At 73.4% G+C, this 16,962-nt stretch carries 16 protein-coding genes; 7 read left to right on the forward strand and 9 right to left on the reverse strand.

Features of this window, described 5'->3' with window-relative positions:
- Window positions 1–63: 63 nt before the first annotated feature.
- Complete coding sequence (locus OG892_RS04625; protein ID WP_371628529.1) at window positions 64–1,038, forward strand: DUF6215 domain-containing protein; 975 nt, start codon at window positions 64–66, stop codon at window positions 1,036–1,038.
- Window positions 1,039–1,062: 24 nt separating this feature from the next.
- Here OG892_RS04625 and OG892_RS04630 read toward each other — a convergent pair whose 3' ends face one another.
- Genes OG892_RS04630 through OG892_RS04645 form a run of 4 tightly spaced genes read right to left on the reverse strand, consistent with a single transcriptional unit; the run spans window position 1,063 to window position 4,800 of the window.
- The gene (locus OG892_RS04630; protein ID WP_073739204.1) at window positions 1,063–2,220 is read right to left on the reverse strand and encodes an acetyl-CoA C-acetyltransferase; all 1,158 of its coding nucleotides are present in this window, start codon (window positions 2,218–2,220) and stop codon (window positions 1,063–1,065) included.
- Window positions 2,221–2,252: 32 nt separating this feature from the next.
- Window positions 2,253–2,855 carry a TetR/AcrR family transcriptional regulator gene (locus OG892_RS04635; protein ID WP_073739205.1) on the reverse strand — a complete coding sequence of 201 codons (603 nt, stop codon included), beginning with the start codon at window positions 2,853–2,855 and terminating at the stop codon, window positions 2,253–2,255.
- Entirely contained in the window at window positions 2,852–3,637 is a 786-nt protein-coding gene (locus tag OG892_RS04640) for an SDR family oxidoreductase (protein ID WP_371628530.1), read from the reverse strand. The genes OG892_RS04635 and OG892_RS04640 overlap by 4 nt, the downstream gene beginning before the upstream one ends.
- On the reverse strand, window positions 3,634–4,800 hold the full coding sequence (locus OG892_RS04645) for an acyl-CoA dehydrogenase family protein (RefSeq protein ID WP_371628531.1): 1,167 nt from the start codon (window positions 4,798–4,800) through the stop codon (window positions 3,634–3,636). The genes OG892_RS04640 and OG892_RS04645 overlap by 4 nt, the downstream gene beginning before the upstream one ends.
- Window positions 4,801–4,846: 46 nt before the next feature.
- Between OG892_RS04645 and OG892_RS04650 the strand changes: the two genes are divergently transcribed.
- The 5 genes from OG892_RS04650 to OG892_RS04670 are packed head-to-tail and all read left to right on the forward strand — an operon-like array spanning window position 4,847 to window position 9,792.
- The gene (locus OG892_RS04650; protein WP_371628532.1) at window positions 4,847–5,695 is read left to right on the forward strand and encodes an enoyl-CoA hydratase; all 849 of its coding nucleotides are present in this window, start codon (window positions 4,847–4,849) and stop codon (window positions 5,693–5,695) included.
- Window positions 5,695–6,870: an acyl-CoA dehydrogenase family protein gene (locus OG892_RS04655; protein WP_073739209.1), complete on the forward strand. Its 1,176-nt coding sequence runs from the start codon at window positions 5,695–5,697 to the stop codon at window positions 6,868–6,870. The genes OG892_RS04650 and OG892_RS04655 overlap by 1 nt, the downstream gene beginning before the upstream one ends.
- The gene (locus tag OG892_RS04660) at window positions 6,870–7,856 is read left to right on the forward strand and encodes an acyl-CoA dehydrogenase family protein (RefSeq protein WP_371628533.1); all 987 of its coding nucleotides are present in this window, start codon (window positions 6,870–6,872) and stop codon (window positions 7,854–7,856) included. The genes OG892_RS04655 and OG892_RS04660 overlap by 1 nt, the downstream gene beginning before the upstream one ends.
- Before the next feature lie 24 nt (window positions 7,857–7,880).
- The gene (locus OG892_RS04665; RefSeq protein WP_371628534.1) at window positions 7,881–8,954 is read left to right on the forward strand and encodes an acyl-CoA dehydrogenase family protein; all 1,074 of its coding nucleotides are present in this window, start codon (window positions 7,881–7,883) and stop codon (window positions 8,952–8,954) included.
- A 49-nt stretch (window positions 8,955–9,003) separates the two neighbouring features.
- Window positions 9,004–9,792, forward strand: a complete 789-nt coding sequence (locus tag OG892_RS04670) for an SDR family oxidoreductase (RefSeq protein WP_371628535.1) — start codon at window positions 9,004–9,006, stop codon at window positions 9,790–9,792.
- Between the two features lie 52 nt (window positions 9,793–9,844).
- Here OG892_RS04670 and hsaA read toward each other — a convergent pair whose 3' ends face one another.
- From hsaA to OG892_RS04690, 4 genes are all read right to left on the reverse strand, one after another.
- Window positions 9,845–11,011 (reverse strand): 3-hydroxy-9,10-secoandrosta-1,3,5(10)-triene-9,17-dione monooxygenase oxygenase subunit, encoded by a 1,167-nt coding sequence (hsaA, locus tag OG892_RS04675; RefSeq protein WP_073739212.1) that lies wholly within the window; start codon window positions 11,009–11,011, stop codon window positions 9,845–9,847.
- Between the two features lie 41 nt (window positions 11,012–11,052).
- Entirely contained in the window at window positions 11,053–12,648 is a 1,596-nt protein-coding gene (locus OG892_RS04680; protein WP_371628536.1) for a FadD3 family acyl-CoA ligase, read from the reverse strand.
- A 66-nt stretch (window positions 12,649–12,714) separates the two neighbouring features.
- Entirely contained in the window at window positions 12,715–13,509 is a 795-nt protein-coding gene (locus OG892_RS04685) for an SDR family NAD(P)-dependent oxidoreductase (RefSeq protein ID WP_328867819.1), read from the reverse strand.
- A gap of 110 nt (window positions 13,510–13,619) precedes the next feature.
- The gene (locus tag OG892_RS04690) at window positions 13,620–15,167 is read right to left on the reverse strand and encodes an FAD-dependent oxidoreductase (protein ID WP_371628537.1); all 1,548 of its coding nucleotides are present in this window, start codon (window positions 15,165–15,167) and stop codon (window positions 13,620–13,622) included.
- A 173-nt stretch (window positions 15,168–15,340) separates the two neighbouring features.
- On the opposite strand from OG892_RS04690, the gene OG892_RS04695 reads away from it, so the two are divergent.
- Entirely contained in the window at window positions 15,341–15,952 is a 612-nt protein-coding gene (locus OG892_RS04695; RefSeq protein WP_073739216.1) for a TetR family transcriptional regulator, read from the forward strand.
- Window positions 15,953–16,000: 48 nt separating this feature from the next.
- On the opposite strand, the gene OG892_RS04700 is transcribed toward OG892_RS04695, so the two are convergent.
- On the reverse strand, window positions 16,001–16,927 hold the full coding sequence (locus OG892_RS04700; protein ID WP_371628538.1) for a 3-oxoacyl-ACP reductase: 927 nt from the start codon (window positions 16,925–16,927) through the stop codon (window positions 16,001–16,003).
- Between the last annotated feature and the right edge of the window lie 35 nt (window positions 16,928–16,962).

The raw sequence follows: 16,962 nt of genomic DNA on the forward strand, positions 1-16,962 counted from the left end.
CACCAGAGCGGAATTATGGCTTCCGTCACAGCGGTTACCGAGGCGCTCTGGTGAGATCACCGGATGCTCGGTCTCCTCCTTCGCCTCCTGCCCTTCTGGGTCCGCGAGCCCCTCTTCATCCTGGTCGGGTCCGTCTTCGGCGTACGCATCATGTATCTCGCCGCTCACGAACAGAACTGGGCCGCGGCCGGCATCGGCACGGCCTTCCTCGTGTTCACCGCGGTTCGCGTCCACACGGTGGTCCGTGCGTGGCGCGCCCGCCGGAGCCCGGACCAGCCGGCCCCGGCGAGCGGCGCCGCGCCGCAACCGCAGCCCGGAGCCGTACCCGCGACACCGAAGAAGGAACCCAACGCCTGGGGACAGGCGTTCGCGGCCGTGGCCCTGTTCGGGGCGCTCGCGGCCGCGGTGTGGGTGGCTCCCCACATGACTGCGGACGGCGACGACAACACACCCGCGCCCGCCTCCTGTTCGGACAGCGAGGGCGGGAAGCTGCCGAAGGCGTACGCCAGGACTCCGAAGGCCGCAACCGGTGACGAACTGTGCGAGGCGCTCAACCGTCCCGACCTGGCAGAGCTCATGGGAACGCCGGACGAGAGGGCGACCTCGGCGACCGGCACCAGCGGCACCTCGGCCCTGACCAACGGGAAGGTGGCCGAGCCCGAAGCCCAGGTCGAGTTCGACACGTACACCGTGAACCTCTCGGCCACGTACAACAAGCTGTCGGTCGCCCAGTACGGGAAGATGATGAAGACCGGAGGTGAGAACAACAGGACGGACACGATTCTCGGCCGGCCGGCGGTCTTCTCCTCCGATCCCACCATGAAGATCGAGATCAACCTCGGGGGCGAGGATTCCAGCGGGCCCGTGGAGGCAGGCCCGCTCGCCAGGACGCTGACCGTGGCTCTCGACCGGAAGGACGCGGGCGGCTACTACGACATCACCGTCTGGAGCGAGTCCGGAGCCCTCCCCGACGACGGCGTCCTCCTCGACATCGCCGAGGAGGTTCTTCCAACGATTCCGGGCCGGGCGGCCCGATGAGTCACCCGGCCCGGCCGGCACGTATCAGAGGCGCTCGATGATGGTGACGTTGGCCTGGCCGCCGCCCTCGCACATGGTCTGCAGGCCGTAGCGCCCGCCGGTGCGCTCCAGCTCGTGCAGCAGGGTCGTCATCAGCTTGGTGCCGGTGGCGCCGAGCGGGTGGCCGAGCGCGATGGCGCCGCCGTTGACGTTGACCTTGCCGGGGTCGGCGCCGGTCTCCTTCAGCCAGGCCAGGACGACCGGGGCGAACGCCTCGTTGATCTCGACGAGGTCGATGTCGTCGATGGACATCCCGGCCTTCTTCAGGGCGTACGCCGTCGCCGGGATCGGAGCCGAGAGCATCCGGATCGGGTCCTCGCCGCGCACCGAGAGGTGGTGCACGCGGGCGCGAGGGGTGAGGCCGTGCTCCGCGACGGCCCGTTCGGAGGCGATGAGCAGCGCGGAGGCGCCGTCGGAGACCTGCGAGGAGACCGCGGCGGTCAGCCTGCCGCCCTCGACGACCGGCTTGAGACCGGCCATCTTCTCCAGTGAGGTGTCCCGGCGCGGCCCCTCGTCCACCCGGACGTCCCCGTAGGCGACGGTCTCGCGGTCGAAGCGGCCCTCGTCGATGGCGTGCAGGGCCCGCCGGTGCGAGCGCAGGGCGAACTCCTCCATGTCCTGGCGGCTGATGCCCCACTTCTCCGCGATGAGCTCGGCGCCGTGGAACTGGTTGACCGGCGCGTCGCCGTAGCGGGCCCGCCAGCCCACGGAACCCGCGTACGGGCCGTCGGTCAGCCCCAGCGGTTCTGCGGCCTGGCGGCTGGCGAAGGCGATGGGGATCATCGACATGTTCTGGGTGCCGCCCGCCACGACCAGGTCCTGGGTGCCGGACAGCACGCCCTGGGCGGCGAAGTGGACGGCCTGCTGGGAGGAGCCGCACTGCCGGTCGACGGTGGTGCCGGGCACCTCCTCGGGAAGTCCTGCGGCCAGCCACGCGGTGCGGGCGATGTCGCCGGCCTGCGGGCCGACGGTGTCCAGGCAGCCGAAGACGACGTCCTCCACCGCCGCCGGATCGACCCCGCTGCGCTCGATCAGCGCCTTGATGACGTGCGCCCCGAGGTCGGCGGGGTGGACGGCCGACAGCCCGCCCTTGCGCCGGCCGACCGGGGTGCGTACCGCGTCGACGATGTAGGCCTCGGCCATGACTGCTCCTTCGTAGGGACGGTGCTGGCGTGTCAGGTACGTGGGGTGATGCCTTCCAGGACCATAGACAGGTACTGGCGGGCGATCTCCTCCGGGCTGTGGGTGCCGCCGGGCCGGTACCAGGAGGCGGCGACCCAGACGGTGTCGCGGACGAAGCGGTAGACGAGCCTGACGTCCAGGTCGCTGCGGAAGGCCCGCTCGGCCACCCCGCGCTCCAGGGTCCGCAGCCAGGCGTCCTCGAACTTCCCCCGGGAATCGCTGAGGTAGGCGAATCGCGGCTGGGCGGAGAGCCGGCCGGACTCCTTCTGGTAGATGGCGACCGCCGGGCCGTGCCGGTCGATCTGCCGGAAGGACTGGGTGACGAGTGCCTCGATGGTCGCAGCGGGCCCGAGACCGGCGGCGAGAACGGTGCCGTAGCCCGCCCACAGCTCGTCCAGGAAGGCCGAGAGGATCTCGTCCAGCATCGACTCCTTGGAGTCGAAGTGGTAGTAGAGGCTGCCCGCGAGCAGCCCCGCCTCGTCCGCGATCCGGCGGACGGTGGTGGCGTTGTAGCCCTGGGCGGCGAACACCTCGGCTGCGGTGGCCAGGAGTTCGGCGCGTCGTTCGGCGTTGGCGTTCCCGGCGATCGGGGTCACGCCCTCTGACTGCTGACGGAGACGGTCTCCCCCGTCATGTACGAGGAGTAGCCGCTGGCCAGGAAGACGATGACGTTGGCGATCTCCCAGGGCTCGGCGTACCGGCCGAAGGCCTCCCGTTCGGTGAGTTCGGCCAGCAGCTCGGGGGTGGTGACCTTCACCAGGTGCGGGTGCATGGCCAGGCTCGGGGCGACGGCGTTGACGCGTACGCCGAAGTCGGCGGCCTCCAGGGCGGCGCACCGGGTGAGGGCCATCACGCCCGCCTTCGCGGCGGCGTAGTGGGCCTGGCCGCGCTGGGCCCGCCAGCCCACGACGGAGGCGTTGTTGACGACGACGCCGCCTCCGTCGCGGTCCTTGAAGTAGCGCAGGGCGGCCCGGGTGCAGCGGAAGGTGCCGTTCAGGGTGACGTCGAGGACCTTCGACCACTGTTCGTCCGTCATGTCGACGAGGTCCGCGGTGCCGCCGAGTCCCGCGTTGTTGACGACGATGTCGAGGCCGCCGTGGCGTTCCGCGGCGAAGCCGAACAGCGCGTCGACCTGTTCCTGCACCGTGACGTCGCAGGGCAGGGCGGCGACGCGGTCCGCGCCGAACTCCTCGGCCAGGGCGGTGGCGCTCTCCCCGAGCCTGCGCGCGTGGGCGTCACCGATGACGATCCGGGCGCCCTCCTCCAGGAACCTGCGGGCGGTGGCGCCGCCGATCCCGGCGCCCGCGGCGGCGGTGATCACTGCGGTGCGTCCGGCCAGGAGCGAGTGCCCTGCTACATAGGGCGGCTGGGTGGTCACGGGCGACTCTCCTTGGGCAGGCCGAGGACGCGCTCGGCGATGATGTTGCGCTGGATCTCGTTGGATCCGGCGTAGATGGTGTCGGCGCGGGAGAAGAGGAACAGCCGCTGCCAGTCGTCGAGTTCGTACGGTGATCCGGCCGCGGTCATTCCTCCGGCGCCCAGGACGGCCATGGCGAGTTCACCGAGTTCGCGGTGCCAGGTGGCCCAGAAGATCTTGCCGATGGACGCCTCGGGTCCCGGTGCGCCGGCGGCCACGCCGTCGAGCATGCGCAGGGCGTTGCACCGGATGGTCTCAAGTCCCGTCCAGGCGCGGGCGAGCCGGTCGCGGATCAGCGGGTCGTCGGCGGCGCCGTTGCCGCGGGCCAGGCCGATGAGGCTCTCCAGTTCGCGGCGGAAGCCGACCTGCTGGCCGAGGGTGGAGACACCGCGCTCGAAGCCTAGGGTGGCCATGGCCACGCGCCAGCCGTCGCCGGGTGCGCCGACGATGTGCTCGGCGCGGGTGCGGGCCCCGTCGAAGAAGACCTCGTTGAATTCGCAGGTGCCGGTCAGCTGGGTGATCGGCCGGATCTCCACGCCGGCCTGGTCGAGCGGGACCAGCAGGTAGGACAGGCCCCGGTGGCGGGACGAGCCGGGCTCGGTGCGGGCGACCACGAAGCACCACTGCGACTGGTGGGCCAGCGACGTCCAGGTCTTCTGCCCGGTGACGACCCAGTCCGCGCCGTCCCGTACGGCGCGGGTCGTCACGTTCGCCAGGTCGGAGCCGGCGCCGGGCTCGCTGTAGCCCTGGCACCACAGCTCCTCGGCGGCGACGATCGGCGGCAGGAAGCGGGCCCGCTGTTCAGGGGTGCCGAAGGCCACCAGCGTCGGGCCCAGCAGCTGCTCCCCGATGTGGTTGACCCGGGCGGGGGCGTCGGCCAGGGCGTACTCCTCGTGGAAGGCGACCTGCTGCTCGATGGTCGCGCCCCGGCCGCCGTACTCCTCGGGCCATCCCACGCACGTCCAGCCCTCGGCCGCCATGAGCCGTTCCCAGCCGAGCCGTTCCGCGAAGGCCTCGTGCTCGCGCCCCGGTCCGCCGCGGCCCCGCAGGCCCGCGAACGAACCCGTGAGGCTGGCGGCCAGCCAGCCGCGGATCTCGGTGCGGAACTCCTCGACGCTGCTCATGGGGGTACGTTAATCTACCAAACACTAGTTAGGGAAGGAGGGGCCGATGTCCGCTGCCCATGACGAACCGGTGCGCTACGAGAAGCAGGGCCCCGTCGCGACGGTGACCATGAACCGGCCCGACTACCGCAACGCGCAGAACTCCGCCATGACCTACGCCCTGGACCGGGCCTTCTACCGCGCGGCCGACGACACCGAGGTGAAGAGCGTCGTACTGGCGGGAGCGGGCAAGCACTTCTCCGCCGGCCACGACATCGGCACCCCGGAGCGCGACGCCCACCTGCCCTTCGAGCGCCGGGCGGGACTCTGGTGGGACCACTCGGACAAGGTGGGCGCGGAGAGCCGCTTCGCCCGCGAGTCCGAGGTGTATCTGGGCATGTGCCGCCGGTGGCGGGAGTTGCCCAAACCCGTCATCGCGTCCGTACAGGGCGCGTGTGTGGCGGGCGGCCTGATGCTGGCCTGGGTATGCGATCTGATCGTGGCCTCGGACGACGCGTTCTTCGCCGACCCGGTGGTCCGCATGGGCATCCCGGGCGTCGAGTACTTCGCGCATCCCTGGGTGATGCCACCCCGGATCGCCAAGGAGTTCCTGTTCACCGGCGACCGGATGAGCGCGCGGCGCGCATACGAGGTCGGCATGGTCAACCGGGTCGTCCCCCGGGCGGAACTGCCCGCTCGGACACGCGAGTTGGCGCTGCGGATCGCGGAGATGCCGCGCCTGGGCCTCGCCCTGACCAAGCGCGCCGTCAACCAGGCCGAGGATCTGCAGGGCATGCACACCGGCATGGACTCGGTGTTCGGCCTGCACCACCTGGCGCACGCCCACAACGCCGAGACCGCGCACGACGCGCTGGGCGGCATGGACATCCGGGCGATGAAGGAGGCGGGTGCCTGATGGACCTCGATTTCGACGCGGCCGACGAGGAGTTCCGGACCGAGGTGCGCGACTGGCTGTCCGCCCAGGTGCCGGCCGTCCCCCTGCCGTCCCTGGAGACCGCCGCCGGATTCGCCGCCCACCGGGAGTGGGAGGCCACCCTGGCCGCCGACCGCTGGTCGGTGGTGTCCTGGCCGGAGGAGTTCGGCGGACGCGGCGGCTCACTGCTGCGCTGGCTGGTCTTCGAGGAGGAGTACTACGCCGCCGGGGCGCCCGGCCGGGTCAGCCAGAACGGCATCAATCTGCTGGCCCCCACCCTCTTCGAGAACGGCACCGCCGAGCAGCGGGCCCGGATCCTGCCCCCCATGGCGCGCGGCGAGGTCATCTGGGCACAGGCCTGGTCGGAGCCGGAGTCCGGCTCCGACCTGGCCTCACTGCGTTCGACGGCCGTACGGACGAAGGGCGGCTGGCTGCTCAGCGGCCAGAAGACCTGGTCCTCCCGGGCCGCCTTCGCGGACCGCGCCTTCGGCCTGTTCCGCAGCGACCCGGCCGCGGACCGGCCGCACCGGGGTCTGACGTATCTGATGTTCCCGCTGGACGCGGAGGGCGTCACCGTGCGGCCCATCGGGCGGCTCGACGGGAAGCCCGCCTTCGCGGAACTCTTCCTGGACGAGGTGTTCGTCCCCGACGAGGACGTGATCGGTGAGCCCGGACAGGGCTGGCGGGTCGCGATGAGCACCACCGGGAACGAGCGCGGACTGACCCTGCGCAGTCCGGGCCGGTTCACGGCCGCCGCGGACCGGCTGACCGCGCTGTGGCGCGAACACGGCGATCCGGCCGATACGGCGCTGCGCGACCGGGTGGCCGACGCCGTGATCGGGGCCCGCGCCTACCGGCTGTTCTCCTACCGGGGCGCCTCCCACGTACTGCACGAGGAGGGCGGGCCCGCCGGGGCCGCCTCCAGCCTCAACAAGGTCTACTGGTCCGAACTGGACATCGCCCTGCACGAGACGGCCCTCGACCTGCTCGGCCCGTACGGCGAACTCGCCGACCACGCCGCCGAATCGCCGGCCGGCGGGGCCTGGGCGGAGGGCTACACCTTCTCCCTGGCCGGTCCCGTGTACGCGGGCACCAACGAGATCCAGCGCGACATCATCGCCGAGCGGCTGCTCGGCCTGCCGAAGGGACGCCGGTGATGCGCTTCTTCCCCGACGCCGAGCAGCGGGAGTTCGCCCGCTCGCTCGACGCCCTGCTCACCGCCGGCGGCACCCCGGCGGTGATCCGGTCCTGGGCCACCGGCGACCACGCTCCGGGGCGGGCGCTCTGGGCGAGGCTGGCCGAGGCCGGGGTGTTCGCCCTCGCGGTCCCGAAGGAGCACGACGGATTCGGCCCGCTGCCGGTCGAACTCGCCGTCGCCTTCGAGGCGCTGGGACGCCACGCGGTTCCCGGACCGCTGGTCGAGACGGTGGCCGCGGCGGCGCTGCTGGACCGGCTCGGAGACCCGGACACGGCCGCCGCCCGGCTGCCCGCCATCGCCTCCGGCACATCCCTCGTCTCGCTCTGCCTGACCTCGCTCGGCCCGTACGCCCTGGACGCGGACGCGGCCGACGCGGTGTTCGTGGTGGACGGCGACACCCTGCGCCTCGCAGCCGGAGCCGGCCCCGTACAGCCGTCGGCCGATCCGGCGCGGCGGCTGTCGCGGCCGTCCGGGGGCGCGGTCGTCGCCCGTGGGCCGGGGGTGACCGCCGCCGCCGAGTACGCGGCCGATGTCGCCGCGCTCGCCACGGCGGCCCAGGCACTCGGGGTCGGCCGCACCCTGCTCGCCCGTACCGTCGCCTACGTCACCCAGCGCACCCAGTTCGGCGTGGCGATCGGCTCCTTCCAGGCGGTCAAGCACCGGCTGGCGGACACCCTGCTGGCCCTGGAGTTCACCGAGCCGTTGGTGCACGGCGCCGCCCTCGCGCTCGCCGCCGGCGACGAAGGGGCCGGGCGCGAGATCGCCGCGGCCAAGGTCACCGCGGGCGAGGCCGCGTACGGGGCGGCGCGCACCGCCCTCCAGCTGCACGGTGCGGTGGGCTATACCGACGAGCTCGACCTGTCCCTGTGGATCCGCAAGGCCCGTCCGCTAAGGGACGCCTGGGGCACCCCGGCCGCGTGCCGGACCCGCGTACTGGCCGGCTGACCGCACACGGAGGGGAGCAGCCGGATGAGGCTGACTGAGGAGCAGGACGAGCTGCGGTCGGCCGTCCGCTCACTGCTGACGAAACATCAGGGCCACGGTGCCTGGGACCTGTTGTCGGGCCAGATCGGTGCGGCCGGGCTCGCCGTGCCCGAGGAGTACGGCGGGGCAGGCGGGGGCGCCAGGGACGTCCATGTGCTGATGGAGGAGCTGGGCCGGAGCCTGAGCCCGCTGCCGTTTCTGGGCTCGGCGGTCCTCACCGTGGGCGCGTTGCTGGCCTCCGGCGACAGGGAGGCCTGCGGGCGGCTGCTGCCGGGGCTCGCGGAGGGCGCCTTGGTGGGCACGCTGGCCTGGGCCGAACGCGGCTCCTGGGATCCGGCGGCGATCCGCGCCGGGGCCGTGCCCGGGCCCGGCGGGGGCTGGCTGCTCACCGGGACCAAGGAGCATGTGCTCGACGGACCCGATACCGATGTGCTGCTCGTCGCGGCCCGTACGGCGTCGGGGGTCTCACTCTTCGAGGTGCCCGCCGCGGGTGCCGGGGTGCGCCGGGAGCCCGTCGTGACCATGGACGGCACCCGGAGCCAGGCCCGCTGGGTGCTGGAGGGCGCCGGGGGCCGGCTGCTGGGTGCAGACGGCGAGGGCGGACGGACCCTGGAGCACGTACGGGATCTGGCGTGCGCGGCGCTGGCCGCCGAACAGGTGGGGGCGGCCGCCCGCGCGCTGGAGCTCACCGTGCAGTACGCCGTGGACCGGGTGCAGTTCGGGCGGCCCATCGGCTCCTTCCAGGCCGTCAAGCACCGGCTGGCGGACGCCTACGTGGCTGTGGAGTCGGCGCGTTCGGCCGCGCTCGGGGCCGCGTTCGCGGCGGACGAGGACCCGGGCGCGCTGCCGCGGGCCGCCGCCGTCGCCAAGTCGGTCTGCTCCGAGGCGTTCTCGGCGGTGGCCGGCGAGATGATCCAGCTGCACGGCGGGATCGGGATCACCTGGGAGCACGACGCGCACCGCTACTTCAAGCGGGCGCACGGGTCCGGCGAGCTGTTCGGCCCGCCCGCCCACCACCGGGCCCGGCTCGCCGCCGGGCTCGGACTGACCGCGCGCTGAAACCCGTCGGACGAGATCGGACAAGATCGAACAGGAGAGGCCTCACATCATGGACACCGAAAGCCCGTTGGACTTCACCGGGCGCGTGGTGCTGGTCACCGGCGGCACCAAGGGCATCGGGGCCGCCATCGCCGCGGCCTTCCTCGGGGCCGGGGCGGACGTGGTGGTCTGCGGACGCACCACCCCGGACACCCTGCCCGCCGCCGGGGGCCGGGAGGCCGTCTTCCTCGCCGCCGACGTGCGCGACCCGGCGGCGGCGTCCTGGCTGGTCGACAGCGCGGTGGAGCGCTTCGGCCGGCTCGACGTGCTCGTCAACAACGCGGGCGGCTCCCCGGACTCCGACGCGGCCACCGTCTCACCGCGCTTCGTCGAGAAGATCGTCGCGCTCAATCTGCTCGCACCCTTCTACGTGGCGCAGGCGGCCCACCGCGTCATGCGGGACCGGGAAGGCGGCGGTTCGATCGTCAACATCGGCAGCGTCTCCGCCCACGACCCGCAGCCCGGCACCGCCGCCTACACCGCCGCCAAGGCCGGGCTCCTGGCGCTCACCAAGGCGCTGGCCCTGGAGTGGGCGCCCGCGGTCCGGGTCAACCACATCACCACCGGGCTGATCCGCACGCCGAACGCGGCCTCCGTCTACGGCGCGGACGGCGGCGCCGCGGTGGCGGGCGTCATCCCGATGGGCCGGATGGCCGTGCCGGAGGACGTCGCCCGTGCCTGCCTGTTCCTCGCCAGCGAGCTGTCCGGATACGTCAACGGGGCGGATCTCGCGGTGCACGGCGGCGGGGAGTTCCCGGCCCGCTACCTCGCCGCGAGGGCGGCGGGCGAACCGGGGTGAGGACGCGCACAGGTCCCGTACCCCGCGCGGGGTACGGGACCTGTGCGCGCGCTCAGACCAGGTTGTCCTCGACCGTCAGCCCGAAGGCCCCGCGGCCGTACATGGCCAGCGCGCGTTCCACGTCGTTGGCGACATGGACGCTGCCCGCGTGGGCGTCGCGCCAGGCGCGTTCGACGGGGTTGCCGCGGCGCAGCGCGTTGCCGCCCGCCGTCTTGAAGAGCAGGTCGATCGCGGCGACGGCCCGTTCGGTGCCCCGGACCTGGTCGCGCCGGGTGCGCAGCCGCAGCTCCATGGGGATCTCCCCTCCGGTGGACGCGAGTTGGGACAGCTCGCGCAGGTTCCGGTCCATCTGGAGGACCGTCGCGTCGATGTCGGAGGCGGCGCGCGCGATGGCGACCTGGGCGAACGGGTCCTCGGCGAAGCTGCCGCCGCCCAGGCTGAGCCGTACCCGCTCCTTCATCCGCGACACGTAGGAGGCGTAGCCGCCCGACACCGCCCCGACCACCGGTGCGGTGATGGCGCTCGTGAAGATCGCGCCGAACGGCAGCCGGTACAGCGGACCCGGGTTGACCTGCTGGCCGGGCACCTTGAGGCGGGCCTGCTCGTAGTTGCGGAGCACCCGGTGGCCCGGCACGAACGCCGACTCGACGAGGATGTCGTTGCTGGCGGTGCCCCGGAGCCCGACCACGTCCCACATGTCCTCGATCCGGTAGTCGCAGCGCGGCACCAGGACGGTGAGGAAGTCCACCGGCCGTCCCCGCGCGCCGACGACGAGCGCGCCGAGCAGCGCCCACGAGGCGTGTTCGCAGCCCGAGGAGAAGCTCCACCGGCCGGCCAGCCGGTAGCCGCCGTCGACCGGTGTCAGCCGGCCGACCGGGGCGTACGAGGAGGAGACCAGGGTGTCCTGGTCCTCGCCCCACACGTCCTCCTGGGCCCGCCCCGGGAACAGGCCCAGCTGCCAGGGGTGCACGCCCAGGACGGACGCCACCCAGCCCGTGGAGCAGCACACCGCGGAGATCGCCCGCACCACCTGGTAGAAGTCGACCGGGTCCGCCTCCAGGCCGCCGTACCGGGCCGGCTGGAGCATCCGGAACACCCCGGCACCGGTCAGCTCCTCGATCGTGGTGTCCGGGATACGCCGGTCCTCGTCCGTGGCCGCGGCCCGCTTCCCGATGGCCGGCAGCAGGGCGCGCACCGACTCCAGAACCTCGTTGCCCATAGTCCGTCCTCCATGCCCTTGTGCTCTGTGGAGCGTGTCCGTCAGACCGTCCGCAGGGCGGCCTTGTCCACCTTGCCGGTGGCGTTGCGCGGGAGGGCCCCGAGGACGACGACCTCGCGGGGGACCTTGAAGTTGGCGAGCCGCTCGCGGCAGTGGCCGACGAGCTCGTCCGGCCCGGTCCCGGTGCCCGGACGGACCGTCACGTACGCGCGTCCGACCTCGCCGAGCCGGGCGTCCGGTACGCCGACCACGGCGGCCTCCGCCACGGCGTCGTGCCCGGCGAGCACCTGCTCGACCTCGGCCGGGTACACGTTGAACCCGCCGACCACGAACATGTCCTTGGAGCGTCCGGTGATCACCAGGTTGCCGCGTGCGTCGAGGTGGCCGATGTCGCCGGTGTCCAGCCGGCCGTCCGCGTCGACGGCCGCCGCGCTCGCCTCCGGGTCGTCCAGGTAGCCGAGCATCACGTGGAAGCCGCGCACCAGGATCCGGCCGTCCTGCCCGGCGGGCAGCGCGTGCCCGGCGGCGTCGGTCACGAGCACCTCGGTGCCGTCGATCGGGCGGCCCGCGGTGCGGGCCACGGTCTCGGCGTCGTCGTCCGCCGAGCAGACGGTGACCGTGCCGCAGGTCTCGGTCAGCCCGTACGCGGTGAGCACCTCGGGGAAGAGTTCGGCCCGCATCCTGCGGACCAGGGCGACGGGCACGTCGGAGGCGCCGGTCACCGCGAGCCGCAGCGACGAGAGGTCGAACCGGTGCCGGCCGGGCGCGTCCAGCAGTTCGGTGTAGATCGTGGGCGGGCCGGGCAGCACGGTGATCCGTTCGGCCTCGACGGCGCGCAGGACCCGGTCCGCGTCGAACACCGGCTGGAGGACCATCGTGGCGCCCCGCAGCAGGCAGGCCAGTACGCCGGCCTTGTAGCCGAAGCAGTGGAACATCGGGTTCACGATCAGGCAGCGGTCGTCGCCGGTGACTCCGGTGCGGCTGCTCCAGGCCCGGTAGGTGGTGAGGTTCTGCCGGTGCGTGGTCAGGGCGCCCTTGGGCCGGCCGGTCGTGCCGGAGGTGAAGAGCAGGTCGGACGGGTCGTCGGGGTGCACCTCCGCGCCGCGGGCGGTGGCCTCTGAGTCCGACAGCCGCTCGCCGCGGCGCAGGAAGCGGTCCCACGGCAGGGTGCCGGGGCGCTCGGTGCCGTCGAAGGTCACCACCCGTTCCAGGCGGGGCAGTGCGGGCACCGGCCGGCCGTCGTCGCCGGGGCCGCGGCCGGTGTCCAGCATGGCGAGGTAGTCCTTGCCCAGGAAACCGTTCTCGACGAACAGCAGCCGCACACCGCCGCGTTCCAGGAGCCAGCTCGCCTCCGCGCCCCGGTAGCGGGTGTTGACGGGGACCAGGACCGCTCCGGCGGACGCGGCGGCGAGTGCGGCCACCACCCAGCGGTGGCTGTTGGGCGCCCAGACGGCGATCCGGTCACCGGGCCGGATGCCGAGGGCGATCAGCGACTTCACGGCCGTCCGCACCCGGGCCTCCAGCCCCGCCCAGGTGAGCCGTACGCCGCCGTCCACGACCGCGTCCCGGCCGGGGTGCAGGCGCGCGGCGAGGCCGAGGGCGCCGGGGATGGTGAGTGGGTGCTCGGTCTCGCTCATCTGCTCTCCGGAAGGGGACGGCCCGCGGGGTGCGAACGGGAGGGTGTACCGGTTGCTGAGGCTCCGTCAGGACGGTTTCGGCAGCAGCCTTCTGGACGCCTCATCGGCTCCGAGCACCAGGTCGGCGCGGGGGAATCCGCTGCGCTTCTCCGCGGCCCCCGCGTTGCCGCCCGCGACCCGCACGGGACCGTCGCCCAGGTGTTCCAGTCCCTCCCTGGCGATGTCGTCCGGCTCGGCCACGTTCAGTCCTGGCAGGTCCATCCGCAGTCCCGCGCGCTCCATGGCGGGGGTGCGGGTCACACCGAGGACGAGCTCAAGGACGTGGACGCCGTACGGCCGCAGTTCCAGCCAGAGCCCCTCCGCGAAGACCCGGCTGAACGCCTTGGCCGCCGAGTAGACGCTGATCCGCGCCTGGCCCAGGTATCCGGCCAGCGAGCCGACCAGCAGGATGCCGCCCCGGCCCCGCTCCTTCATCAGGGCCCCGAAGTGGTGGGTGAGGGCGAGCTGCGCGGTGATGTTGAGGTCGAGGACGTCCTGGACCCGGTCCAGGTCTCCGGTCACGAACTCGTGGCCGTAGCTGTTGGCTCCCGCGTTGAAGACCAGCAGGCCGATCTCCAGACCGTCGGTGGCAGCCCGGACGGCGGCCGGGGCGGCGGGGTCGAGCAGGTCGAGTGCGAGGGTGCGGACCTCGACGCCCTGGGCGCGTGCCAGCTCCGCGGTCTCGTTCAGCGGGCCGGGCCTGCGGGCGATCAGCACCAGGTTGATCCCGGCGTCCGCGAGGAGGCGGGCGAACGAGGCGCCGACCCCCTCCGACCCTCCGGCGACGACCGCCCACGGCCCGTATTCGTTCCTGTCCAGCATCGGATGCCTCTCCTTCTGTCCCGGCCGCCGGTGCCGTGACCGTAGAACGCTGTTCGGGGCCGTACCGCCGGCGGTCCCACTGGCCGGGACGGCTCCGGCCGCCGGCCGGGTCAGCGGCCCTCGCGCGCCAGGTGGCGGACGGCGAGGGAGGCGAAGACCATGGCGCTGCCGAGGGGAACGCCGGGGCCCGGATAGACCCGGCCGGTGAAGGACGCGCTGGTGTTCCCGGCCGCGTACAGGCCGGGGAGGGGGCGGCCCTCCCGGTCGAGGACGCGGGCGTGGGCGTCCGTGCGCAGTCCGCCCTTGGTGCCGAGGTCCGCGAGGACCAGCCGGGCCGCGTAGTACGGCGGCCGGTCGAGCGGGACCAGGCACGGGTTGGGTCCCGGGGCGTTCCCTGCGGCGAAGAACAGGTCGTAGGGGTCCTCGCCCCGGTGGTGGTCCTCGTCCCTGCCGGTCGCGGCGAAGCCGTTGAAGCGGGCGACGGTGTCCGTCAGGGCCTGGGCGGGTACGCCGATGAGCGCGGCGAGCCCCGACAGCGAGTCGGCCCGCACCCAGGCACCGGCGGCCAGTTGCCGCGCGGGGTCCGCGGGCGGCACGGTGATGGCGGGCAGGGCGCCGCCCTCGCGGGAGTCGAAGACCAGGTGGACGGGTGTGTCCGCGCCCCGGGCGGCCATGGCCCGGCCCATCCGGTCGTACGGCAGCGACTCGTTGGCGAACCGCCGCCCAGAGCCGTCCACGGCCAGGCCGCCGCGCAGCCCGAGGGTGAACGCGGCCGTGCTGTCGGGGAGTTCGGTACCCGGGCACCACCAGGCCTCGTCCATGAGAGCGGTGCCGGCACCGGCCTCGACGGCGGCCCGCAGTACCTCTCCGGTGTTGGTGCCCCGGGGCGCCATGCTCCAGCCGGCGCCGCCGGGCACCCGGTGCTCGGTGCGCAGGGCGTCGTCGCCCTCGAAGCCGCCCGCGGCCAGCAGCACCCCGCGCCGGGCCCGTACCCGGACCGTGCCGTGCGCCGTGCGCGCCTCGACTCCGGTGACCCGGCCCTCCTCCGTGACCAGCCCGGTCACCCGGTGGCCGGTGCGGACCCGGGCGTTCCCGGTCCGGGTGGCGGCCAGCAGCAGGCGGCCGATGAGGGCGCGGCCCGCGCTCAGCGGTGCGTCGGGGTGGCCCAGGCCGGCGCGGTCCCGGCCGACCGCCGGGCGTACCAGGGGCAGCAGTTCACCCAGCAGCCCGGGCGCCAGGTCGAGCGGTACGAAGGAGCGCCCGGCGTCCATCCGGCCGGGGGCCGCGACGTAGTCGGGGAAGGCACGCCACTCGAACGCGATGGCGGGGTCGGCCTCCAGCCGGGCCACCAGTTCGGGGGCGTGCCGCAGGAAGGCCTCCCGGCGCTCCGCCTCCGCGTCACCGGTCAGGGCCCGCAGGTAGCGGCGCGCGGCCTCGGTGGAGTCGTCGAGACCGGCCCGCTCCTGCACCTGGGTGCCGGGCAGCCAGCAGGCCGCCCCGGAGTAGGCGGAGGTGCCGCCGAGCAGCGCCGTCCGTTCCAGTACGACGGTGTCGAGGCCCTCCCCGGCGGCCGCCAGCGCTCCGGTCAGCGCTCCCGCGCCGGACCCGACGACGATCACGTCGTGGGTGGCGTCCCATTCCTGCCGGCCGTCCCGCATGGGGTGCCCCTCCTGCCGCTCGGTGGTGTGGGGCCCAGCAGACCCGCTCCGGGGCGGCGGGCGCGGGGCCGGTCCCGCTGACCGGTACGGCGGGGCGGACGGCACCTGACGCGGAACCGGGCCCGGCGTATTGTCTGAGGCGCCGTTGACATCCGAGCGCCGGGAGGGAGAGCGTGCCCAGAATCGCCGAGGCCAGAGCGGGGGCCGAGCCCACGTCACCCCGGCAGCGCGCCCGCCGTCAGAGCATCCTGAGGGTGGCGGCGGACATCGCCGCTTCCACGGGTCTGGAACGGGTGCAGATGCACGAGGTGGCCAAGTCCGCCGGGGTTGCCATCGCCACCCTGTACCGGTACTTCCCGTCCAAGACCCACCTCTTCACCGCCCTGATGGCCGACCAGATCGAGGGGTTCGCGGCCCGGGTGCCCGAGCGCGCGCCCGGCACCTCGCCCCAGGACGCGGTCTTCGAGACGCTGGGCAGCGCCACCCGCAATCTGCTGCGCCGGCCGGCCCTCGCCACGGCGATGATCCAGTCCGCGAACGCCGCCCGTGCCACGACCGTCCCCGACCTGGCGCGGATCGACTCGGGTTTCCTGGATCTGCTGCTGCGGGCATGGGGCGTGGAGCGGCCCACCGACCACCACATCACCAGGCTGCGGCTGCTGATCCTGCTCTGGTACGGGGTTCTGCAGTCCCGGCTCAACGAGCGGCTCACTCCTCAGGAGGCCGACGCCGATCTGCGGATGGCGTGCCATCTGCTGCTGGCTCCCGGGCCGGAGACCGGCTGACCCGGCCCGGTGGGCGGCGCGCGGTCCGTGCGGGCGCCGCCCATCGGTTCACGAGGTGCGCTGGGTGCCCGTCGTATCGAGTCCGGCGACGCTGTAGGCGGCGTAGCCGCGGTGCGGGTCGCGGCCGCTGAAATACGGCGTCAGCCGGGCGTCGAGCTCCTGCGGGGTGAACGTGCCGTCGGCGGCGGTGAACTTCTCTTCCACGGTGGGCGGGGCGAGCAGCGCGACCATGTCGCCGTAGACGACGAAGACCTGTCCGCTGATGCGGTCGGCGGCCGGTGAGGCCAGGTGCGCGACGAGCGTGGCGACCCGCTCGGGGGCCATGATGTCCAGGCCGTCCGGCGCCGGTACGCCCGCGGCGAAGGCGTCGGCGGTCATGGCGGTGCGGGCGCGCGGGCAGATCGCGTTGGCGCGCACCCCGTACCGGGCCAGCCCCTGTGCGGTCGCCAGGGTCAGCGCGGTGATGCCGGCCTTGGCCGCGGAGTAGTTCGGCTGGCCGGGGGCGCCGAACAGGAACGCCTCCGAGGAGGTGTTGACCACGCGGCCGTAGACCGGGGCGCCGGATGCCTTGCTCGCCGTGCGCCAGTGCACGGCGGCGGCGCGCGACAGACCGGCGTGGCCCTTGAGGTGGACCCGGATGACATCGTCCCAGTCCGACTCGGTGAGGTTGAACAGCATCTTGTCGCGGAGCACTCCCGCGTTGTTCACGACGATGTCCAGGCTGCCGAAGCTCTCCACGGCCGCCCGCACCAGTCGGTCACCCATGGACCAGTCCCCGACGTCGCCGGTGACCGCCACCGCCTCGGAGCCGAGGGCCTTGATCTCGGCGGCCACGTCACCGGCCGACGGGCCGACGTCGTTCACCACCACCCGGGCGCCGAGCGCCGCCAGTGCCAGGGCCTCGGCGCGGCCGAGCCCCGCTCCGGCACCGGTGACGACGGCGGTACGCCCCTCCAGGATGTTCGTCGCGCTCATGCTGCCTCTTTCCGTGTTCCGTCGGACCGATGGAT

This window comes from Streptomyces sp. NBC_00341, from assembly GCF_041435055.1.
Taxonomy (GTDB): domain Bacteria; phylum Actinomycetota; class Actinomycetes; order Streptomycetales; family Streptomycetaceae; genus Streptomyces.

What these genes read in the sequence shown, in the direction of transcription:
- OG892_RS04650 (WP_371628532.1), top strand. Translation starts at nt 4,847, where the DNA reads ATGTCCGCTGCCCATGACGAACCGGTGCGCTACGAGAAGCAGGGCCCC.
- OG892_RS04700 (WP_371628538.1), bottom strand. Translation starts at nt 16,927, where the DNA reads ATGAGCGCGACGAACATCCTGGAGGGGCGTACCGCCGTCGTCACCGGT.
- OG892_RS04645 (WP_371628531.1), bottom strand. Translation starts at nt 4,800, where the DNA reads ATGAGCAGCGTCGAGGAGTTCCGCACCGAGATCCGCGGCTGGCTGGCC.
- OG892_RS04665 (WP_371628534.1), top strand. Translation starts at nt 7,881, where the DNA reads ATGAGGCTGACTGAGGAGCAGGACGAGCTGCGGTCGGCCGTCCGCTCA.
- OG892_RS04680 (WP_371628536.1), bottom strand. Translation starts at nt 12,648, where the DNA reads ATGAGCGAGACCGAGCACCCACTCACCATCCCCGGCGCCCTCGGCCTC.
- OG892_RS04685 (WP_328867819.1), bottom strand. Translation starts at nt 13,509, where the DNA reads ATGCTGGACAGGAACGAATACGGGCCGTGGGCGGTCGTCGCCGGAGGG.
- OG892_RS04670 (WP_371628535.1), top strand. Translation starts at nt 9,004, where the DNA reads ATGGACACCGAAAGCCCGTTGGACTTCACCGGGCGCGTGGTGCTGGTC.
- OG892_RS04655 (WP_073739209.1), top strand. Translation starts at nt 5,695, where the DNA reads ATGGACCTCGATTTCGACGCGGCCGACGAGGAGTTCCGGACCGAGGTG.
- hsaA (WP_073739212.1), bottom strand. Translation starts at nt 11,011, where the DNA reads ATGGGCAACGAGGTTCTGGAGTCGGTGCGCGCCCTGCTGCCGGCCATC.
- OG892_RS04625 (WP_371628529.1), top strand. Translation starts at nt 64, where the DNA reads ATGCTCGGTCTCCTCCTTCGCCTCCTGCCCTTCTGGGTCCGCGAGCCC.
- OG892_RS04690 (WP_371628537.1), bottom strand. Translation starts at nt 15,167, where the DNA reads ATGCGGGACGGCCGGCAGGAATGGGACGCCACCCACGACGTGATCGTC.
- OG892_RS04660 (WP_371628533.1), top strand. Translation starts at nt 6,870, where the DNA reads ATGCGCTTCTTCCCCGACGCCGAGCAGCGGGAGTTCGCCCGCTCGCTC.
- OG892_RS04630 (WP_073739204.1), bottom strand. Translation starts at nt 2,220, where the DNA reads ATGGCCGAGGCCTACATCGTCGACGCGGTACGCACCCCGGTCGGCCGG.